The sequence below is a fragment of the Bacillus cereus group sp. BfR-BA-01356 genome (assembly GCF_022663635.1).
Lineage (GTDB): Bacteria > Bacillota > Bacilli > Bacillales > Bacillaceae_G > Bacillus_A > Bacillus_A cereus.
Genome location: NZ_JAKUFX010000191.1, coordinates 1 through 8,213 on the forward strand (window position 1 = coordinate 1; position 8,213 = coordinate 8,213).

An 8,213-nucleotide genomic window follows, 5' to 3' on the forward strand; every position below is an offset into this window, starting at 1 on the left:
TTTGTTATAAATATATCTCCAGCTTTTAAAGTAAATCCACCCCAACTTCCTTTTGGAGTCACATCATCAAAAAATTCAGTATCTCCCATTGGTGCTTGTCCATAATTATTTAATTTTAGCCATTCATTATAAGATAACGGTTCTAGAAAAACACCTTGTTTTAAGCCATCTTGATATATAGGCATAAATTCTTCTTTATTTTGTTTTAACCATTCATTATAAGATACACTATTTTGATCTAAAACACCTTCTTGAATTGCTTGATTATAAAGAGATTGATAATCAATAACTTCCTCAGCAGCAAACGCTTTCAAGTTAAAGCCACAAATAAAAAATAAAATAGCAATAAAACTAATCAATAATTTTTTCATAAATTGTCTCCCTGAATAATTATTATATTTCGGTAACCTTTTATAAAGGTAACACGATTTTCAAATTCAAAATGTAACTACTTGTGACAAAAAACATACAAATATTTACTAACTAAATAATGTAATTCCCCCTTGTTTTTGGGTGTGAGTGCTGGCTAGTCGTGTGGGGGCTAAACCCCACATAGCGTTGATCCATATGGAAAAAGAATCATGCTTTGAACGGAAGAATTGGCGGTTCGGCTGGTACAATTGCTAGTCCAAGTCGAGCAACTTAACCCCGTTTTTGGTCTGTTCGGCTTGGCGAAAGCTAAAAACCAGCCGAAAAAAGTTTGGCAAGGATGAAACGTAGTGAAAAAGGTGGAGATTTTTGAGTGCTTTTTACTCAAAAATACGACCTGTTCCTTGCGGAACTTTTAGCACTTATATAGAGAGTGAGAGTAAACATCCCTTGTTTGAGGATAAAAACATAATTATATCAAGGGTTTAAGAAGGTTTTTGAAGTTCTTAAAATCAAGAACTAAAGTTCTTGATTTTAAGAACTTCAAAAATAACAAAAAAAAGCTGAAAATTTCAGCTTTAAAATAATTTTACAGGTAAGTTTTTTAATTCTTTTGGAACCCTATGAAACATCGCTTTCAATGTTGGATTAACATCATCTTTATTACCTGCAAAAATAATATTTGGATTCATAAAATACGCATTGGCTCTAACATTATTACCTGCAATTCCAATCTCTGAAACAGCTAAAATCCCTTTATCTACTAATGATTTAATAATAGGATTAATGTTATTTTTAGTTCTTTTTAACAATAAGGCAATCTCTGTTTGAGTTAATGGAACAGGATTTTTTTTATGTATATCATCTACAATACAATTTGATAGAAAACCTATTTTTCTACTTATTTTCCAAATAACCACAATTTCTTTGTTATCAAGATAATTTATTTCTTCTAATTGATCTATATTATCTTGAATGAATTGAGCGAATTTCACTCTTGATTGTGGAGAACGCTTAGTACCTATAAAAACTTCTTTTCCACCAGTAGCTTTACTTAATACTTGCATTGCTTGATTTATTTCTTCTTGATTAATTCCGTTATGATCTTGTTTAAACTTTTCTTTTTCATTCTCAAAATCACGTATTCTTGCATTTTTCTCAACTTGTTTAAAATCAATGGTATTGGTCATGCTTTTCTCCTCGTTCCTAGTATTTACAACTAGCGAAGAGACTTTTATTTTGTTATTATGTAGTTAGATAAATTAATTCGAGTCTGAACACTCTAATTAATTGTATAACAGTAAGAAAAGCCCTTCTCCTATAGTTGTAGCTTAGACAACTCAATTATAGCATGAATGGCTTTTTTTGTTATATCTTGTCTGACTTTTTATATTCCGAAAAACAAATATATACAGTTTTAACTAAATTTGATATCCTAAAAATGTCAATAAGACTAATATCTTATTTACGCCCATTAGCAAAAAGCCCTTGATATAAAAGGGCTTTTTGTCATCCATATAAAAACAAAGATAAAATAAACAGAATATTAAAAATAATATATATCAACTTATTTAAAAGTTAATCTAATGTACTACCATGATAACATGGTAAAAACAAGATATAGATAATTTTGGAAAAGGGGAAGATTCTATGAATGTTCAGTTAGAAAATGAACAAATAACAAAATTATTAAATGACTGGTATCAATCCATGCTAAAACAACAATTAGTTAAAGCAAAACAATTAAAAGAATATATAGACAGTGAAATTAACAATGTCAAAGAAAATCAAAACTTACTCTTATACTATTCTTTATTGGATTTTAGATACAAAGCATTAACGGATTGGATAAGTATTAACGAAAACAGTTTTGATGAAATGGATAATTTCACAACTCCAGCAGATGACTTCCTAGCTTATTATTATCACTTCTTTAAAGCATTCCATTCTACTTTAACATCCAATTACACTGAAGCAAGTGAACACTATGAAAAAGCAAAAGAACTATTAATACACATTCCTGATCCAATAGAACATGCTGAATTTAATTATCGAATGGGATATTTTTATTATCAAATCTATAAACAAGTAATAGCTCTTGATTATATAAAATTAGCTAAAGAAGAATTTTCAAAACATGAAGGTTATGAAATAAATATAGCACTATGTGACAACTTTATAGGCCTATGTTGTATTGACTTAAAACATTTCGAACTAGCTGAGGAATCATTTAATAAAGCCCTAGACACATTCCAAAAAAATAACCATAAAAACTCTATGCTTATGGTAAGACATAATTTAGCCTGGTTATATTCAAAACAAAATTTATCTAAACTGGCAATTCGTCATGTATCTGAAGTAACAAAAAACAATCCAAATCATTTCAAAGCATTTTTCGTAGAAGCATTTGAATACTATAAAATAAATGACCATAATTACGCTGAACAACTAATTGAAAAAGGCTTAAAACTTAGTAACGACTTTAACAATCTAGAATTCCAACATCGTTTTAAAATCTTAAAAGCACTCAATAATAAAGTTCCTACATTAACTTTAGAAACATCAATTTCAGAAGGTATTACTTACTTTAAACAAGAAAAACTATGGGAATGTGTAAAAGAATATGCTGATATCTTAGCTCTAAGATTTTATGAAGAAAACAACCATAACAAAGCAAGTCAATATTTTTATATGAGCAATACAGCTCAAAAAAACGAATTAGAAAAAGGAGCGTTAAAATAATGAAAAAAGTTTATCTAACTATACTTGGAATATCTTTAATTAGTATCCTATCGTTAGGATTAAACGACTCTTTTAAAAATCAAGCTGTAAATATAGGAGACGGTGGTGGTGCACCCGCACGACCTGATTATTTTTTACAAACACATTCTAACCGATAAAAATAAAGTATAAGAAAACACCTTCATTTTTTGAAGGTGTTTTCTTATACTTTATTTTTTATAAATGAAAAACTGAATATACCAAAGTTCACTAAACCACCATTATATTAAAATTAATAACAAAATATTAAATAAATTCAATTTCATGTTTATAATTATATTAATTCCACAAAATATCCAAACAACAAAAAACAGAATTAGTTAAAAAAACTCTATAAATAGTTCCCTTTCCTTTTTACAAATTACAAAAAAAGGCCAATTAAGGCCCTTTAAATAATCTTTTAAATCTATTAATTAGTTATATTTCTTTTAAAACGTATTTTAAGAACTATAACATATATACCAATTGCAATTAAAGTACACCAAATCAATGAAATCATGTTAAAAAACAACATCAATATTACATTTGTCAATATTACAGATAAAATTCCAAAAACATTTTTATTACTAGAAATTAAATTATAAACAACTAAACCAATTATCGTTGAAATAATCGTACAAAAAAGGATCAATATAAAATACATACAAATAAACCTCCTTTTTACATTTCTGTCTTTATTTTCTAAATATTTTGCATTATCATAATAAATGTACCAAATAATAATATCAAGGAGGACAATTATGAAAAAAATTTTATTTTTCATCTTAACAATTGTAATGATTAGTACATTTTCATTACCAAGCAAATATGTGCAAGCTGCCGAAATTTCCAAACAACCTAGCTTAGATACATATTTAACTCCTGAAATTGAAAAAGAAATTAACAATAACATGCAACCTGCAACAAAAGAAAATCCTATTTCATCTTATACAGCTTCTAACGGCCTAAAAGTTGTAGATACTGTGAAAACAGAACCTGCTTTCTCTGATTCTTTTTCTTCAACATCATATGTTACTCATTCAAAAACTTTCTATGCTAGTGGACTTTCCATTGCTACTTATAAAGGAAAATGGTTATGTACTTTCTGGCGAGATGGTAGCGTAACAATTAAAAACTGGGATTATTTCTTAGTAGGAATAAACGATGGTTCCTATAGTAATAAATCTACTAGTATACTATCTAGTGGTAAACCGGCAAAAGCTCGTGGATATGTAACACTTCAAAGTGGATTCTTCACAGGTGATACAATCTGGAATATAAGTATTTCTAATGGTTCTTCTGTATCTAGTTCAATTACAAAAACAAGATAACAAAAGCCACATTAATGTGGCTTTTTATTTTTCAATAAATAATGTTTTTTACCATAGTATAAAATCCCGTTTAATGCCTTCCTTCTGTTTGCCCCCACTTCGCAAACAGACTGGCTAGTCCGAATAGGCTAACACAGGCGCCTTTCCTTACTGCGAAGACTAAGGGGCAAAGGTCTGGTGTGGAAATCCTTTTATTCTTGTGTTCTGAATGTATACTTTCTTTATGGAAATGTCTATTTTTCTAAAAATCTCTTAAAGTTCTATAAAATCAATAATTTGAAAGTAAACTAATATTCAAAAGTTTACTTTGGAACTTACAATTGAAATTCAACATACAATGCTATGAGCATTTACAACATAGTCTTGGTCGACAATAAAAAAAGTACGAAGTCTTTTAAAAGACTTCGTACTAACAACAGACTAAAGTACAGTTCATCGGAAACTGAAAGGGTATTTCATCTATTTATTATAAATCATTAATTCCTATTTCCGGGAATTAATTAGAAAATATGCAAAATTTCATGTTTTATAATTCCTTATAAACAACAAATCTAGTGAATATTTTTGAATTTTCTTTTTATTAATGTTAGACTAAATTATATAAGATACAACTCCTTAAACGCCTAGATATATCTCTATTCGTTATACGCAAAAAAACCAATTCTCGTGTAATAGAATTGGTTTTTTTGTGCAATTCAGTCAAACAGCAACTTGAACCCACATTTTCAAATGTAGTCTTATCAATCTTAACATAATTTTAATTACATAAACGCAAAAAATCTCTTTATATGCACACATATAAAGAGATTTTTAAATGGATGAAACCCATAAATTAGTTAGTGATGAATAATTATAGTATATCACAAAACGTTTCTAACGTTCCATGTCATATCCTTTCTGTCTACTTCTTATTTCTCTTGTATGTTCACGTTCAAATTGATTATCTACACCCTTCATATCCAGTTCGTTTTTAATAAGTCCTCTAAATGCCTTAAATTGCTCTTTAAAGACTTTTTTCGTCTGTTGATATAAAACCTTTATATTCATCTGTAAATCTCTTATATGAGCCTTTAAAGTGCCTATTTCAGTATGCAATTCTTTATTTACTTCTTCTAATTCCCGATTTTGTTTATAAGAATGTTTTAAAGCAAGATTATTCCCCTCTATTGTTTCTTCTAAATATTTATTATCTTCTCGTAAACTTTGATTCTCTTTTACAAGATCCGTCTTCTGTAAACGTTCATAATCTTTTTTAACAATAACGGCTGCATTCACTTTTTCTGTCATATCTCTCCATTGCTCACGTGTAACCACAATGTTTCCTGTTTTCTTCTCAGTAATTTCTGGCTTTCCAAACAGTTTCGTTGTTACTTCTGTTTTTGTTTCTTCTCGCAAATAAGACATTGACACTGGCTTATCCGGAATTTGATTTCGAAACGTTTCAAATTCCTGTTTCTTTTCTTTTATTTTTTTATCTAAACTCAAAAATTGTTGCTGAATTTTTTGTAACGTTTCATTCTGTTTTTCGATGTAGTTTGTGGTTTGTTGTAATTGATTATGCGTTTCCACTACTTTTGTCTTTAAATGCGTTTTTACATTGGATAACTGTTCCACTTCTACTTCTAAATCTTGTTTTTCCTTAAAGGCTTGAGGCGATAAATGTTTTTTCTCAGAACCTTCTCCCCGATCTACATCAAAACCTTTTTCCCGCATTTCCAACGGGAAGTCCTGTTGCAAAGATATCAATTCTTTTCTCGTAAACATATCTTTTGCGGACAAACGATTGTCTTCTGTAATTGGCATCACACCAATATGCATATGTGGTGTCGCTTCATCCATATGAACCATCGCATACAACGTATTTTGTTTGCCATAACGCTTTTGAATAAAATCTAGTGAACTCTCAAAATAACGTTTCTGTTCTTCTAAACTTAATGAATGCATGTAATCAGGCGAAGCTGTTACTACAAATTCTGAAAGCACAACAGAATTTGCCCGTGGCTTTCGTTTTACTCGCTCACTGATCTCTTGTTTAATTGTGCTTTCATATCTAATTTTTTGTTGATTCAACAAATCATAATTCTGTTCACTTTTCGAATAATCGATGTCTAAATTTGATTTACTTTTTCCTTGTCTTTGATTATGTTTTTGAATCCCTTGCACATCAGAAATTTGAAATTTCTGCATGTGAATGATTGCGAATTTGTTCATGTTTTTCCCTCACAATTGTCTTCCGTAAGAGGACTACTTTTAAGGTTATCATAACATATCGAGAGAGCGAATCCAAAGTTTTGGTATAGCTCACTATACCAAATTACATTTGGTGTGGGCTCTGCGAGACCTCGTTGGCTTCGCCAAATCACGCCACAGCGTGATAAAGACCAGGGGCGTTGCCCCACACCCCACAAGGGGAACTCTTCCCCTTGACCCCATCAATCGAACTCCCCAACCCCTCAAATCCTTGAGGGGCTTCCTCGCCGGTTGGCGTCCCCAAAACGGTTCGTTTTGAGGAACTGCCAAGAGGATGGAAAATCGGCTGCACGTGTCCATTCCTTAATGCTCCTTTCATAGATCAGCACAAACCGCTGATCTATTCCAGTCCGCTTACCATTGACACTTACCGCTTATTTTTCTTCTCCCAATAGTCACTTTGCAAGTTATCCCCATCGCTCATTAAATCCTTTATCAAACTCTTAATTCTAATTAATACTAAATTAAAAAAAAATAAAAAGACTAATTAGTACTTATCTATTTAATACTAATTAGTCTTTATTTTATCCTTTATTTAAGTTCTTTTTTATACTGTTTATTATTACAAAGGTGGATACTTTAATTTTTTCATCTCTGTTTCAGTAAGTCCACTTCCACCCCACATTTTTTTCTTTATAGCTTTTTCAGAATTAAAGTAAGCTTGAAAATTAACTTTTTTATCTTGATAAGAATATTCATAATAAATATCAGGATTTTCTCCTTCAACATAAACAGCAAGCCAATATCCACCTATTTTAAAGTCTTTACGAAAATCAATATATTTCAACTGACTTTCTTGTATTCCTTGTCTAGCAATGTAATTATATATAGATTTTTTCGCATGTACTCTATTAAATAAAACAAAACTAACTACTAAAACTATTGATATAAAGATAGTCATCATTATTAACATCTTTTTTTTTTCAAATTTAATCCTCCTAAATTATTTATTAATATGTTTTTACTAATGACGGTCTATATGCTGAAGTAAAAGTATCAATTAAACCATAAGGAGTTACGATTCCACTAACCGCTTGCATAACATTTCTTGATCCAGAACCAAAATAAAATGCTTGAAATACTAGCTTAGAACAATAAGTTGGATTTTTTTGATACAGATGTGTATCGATACCATAATCTAAATAAACATTTTTAGTTGCACTTCCAGTAGTGGAATAAAAATTTCTATCAGCATATCTAGCTACATCCCTAGCAAGTGTTTGATCTTTTAATCGATAAACCTTAATCCATTTTCCTGACGCAGTATATTTTTGCATCCAATTAGATGTAGATAATTGTTGATTTCCTTGGCCAGCACCAGGCATATGTAAAATATAATTATCACCATTAGCAATAGCTGCATGTCCTACTATACCTGCTGAACTTGTTGCATTTGTTATAAATATATCTCCAGCTTTTAAAGTAAATCCACCCCAACTTCCTTTTGGAGTCACATCATCAAAAAATTCAGTATCTCCCATTGGTGCTTGTCCATAATTATTT

Annotated in this window: 7 protein-coding genes and 1 pseudogene; 3 read left to right on the top strand and 5 right to left on the bottom strand. The window is 30.0% G+C overall.

What is annotated here, in order from left to right; genetic code table 11:
• Together MR168_RS31265 and MR168_RS31270 are read right to left on the bottom strand one after the other, a co-directional pair.
• Positions 1–371, bottom strand: a pseudogene (locus MR168_RS31265) (hypothetical protein); the annotation flags it as partial.
• A gap of 576 nt (positions 372–947) precedes the next feature.
• On the bottom strand, positions 948–1,559 hold the full coding sequence (locus MR168_RS31270) for a helix-turn-helix domain-containing protein (RefSeq protein ID WP_000185570.1): 612 nt from the start codon (positions 1,557–1,559) through the stop codon (positions 948–950).
• A 460-nt stretch (positions 1,560–2,019) separates the two neighbouring features.
• Between MR168_RS31270 and MR168_RS31275 the strand changes: the two genes are divergently transcribed.
• The 3 genes from MR168_RS31275 to MR168_RS31285 all read left to right on the top strand — a co-directional run bounded on the left by MR168_RS31275 (position 2,020) and on the right by MR168_RS31285 (position 4,460).
• The gene (locus MR168_RS31275) at positions 2,020–3,111 is read left to right on the top strand and encodes a response regulator aspartate phosphatase (protein ID WP_042595186.1); all 1,092 of its coding nucleotides are present in this window, start codon (positions 2,020–2,022) and stop codon (positions 3,109–3,111) included.
• On the top strand, positions 3,111–3,269 hold the full coding sequence (locus MR168_RS31280; protein WP_000758643.1) for a hypothetical protein: 159 nt from the start codon (positions 3,111–3,113) through the stop codon (positions 3,267–3,269). The genes MR168_RS31275 and MR168_RS31280 overlap by 1 nt, the downstream gene beginning before the upstream one ends.
• A gap of 621 nt (positions 3,270–3,890) precedes the next feature.
• Positions 3,891–4,460 carry a hypothetical protein gene (locus MR168_RS31285; protein ID WP_242291730.1) on the top strand — a complete coding sequence of 190 codons (570 nt, stop codon included), beginning with the start codon at positions 3,891–3,893 and terminating at the stop codon, positions 4,458–4,460.
• An 873-nt stretch (positions 4,461–5,333) separates the two neighbouring features.
• On the opposite strand, the gene mobV is transcribed toward MR168_RS31285, so the two are convergent.
• From mobV to MR168_RS31300, 3 genes are all read right to left on the bottom strand, one after another.
• Positions 5,334–6,671: a MobV family relaxase gene (mobV, locus tag MR168_RS31290; RefSeq protein WP_001031676.1), complete on the bottom strand. Its 1,338-nt coding sequence runs from the start codon at positions 6,669–6,671 to the stop codon at positions 5,334–5,336.
• A 601-nt stretch (positions 6,672–7,272) separates the two neighbouring features.
• Positions 7,273–7,623: a DUF3139 domain-containing protein gene (locus MR168_RS31295; protein WP_021729366.1), complete on the bottom strand. Its 351-nt coding sequence runs from the start codon at positions 7,621–7,623 to the stop codon at positions 7,273–7,275.
• Positions 7,624–7,660: 37 nt separating this feature from the next.
• The coding region (locus tag MR168_RS31300; RefSeq protein ID WP_242291731.1) for a hypothetical protein at positions 7,661–8,213 on the bottom strand (553 nt) is incomplete at its 5' end.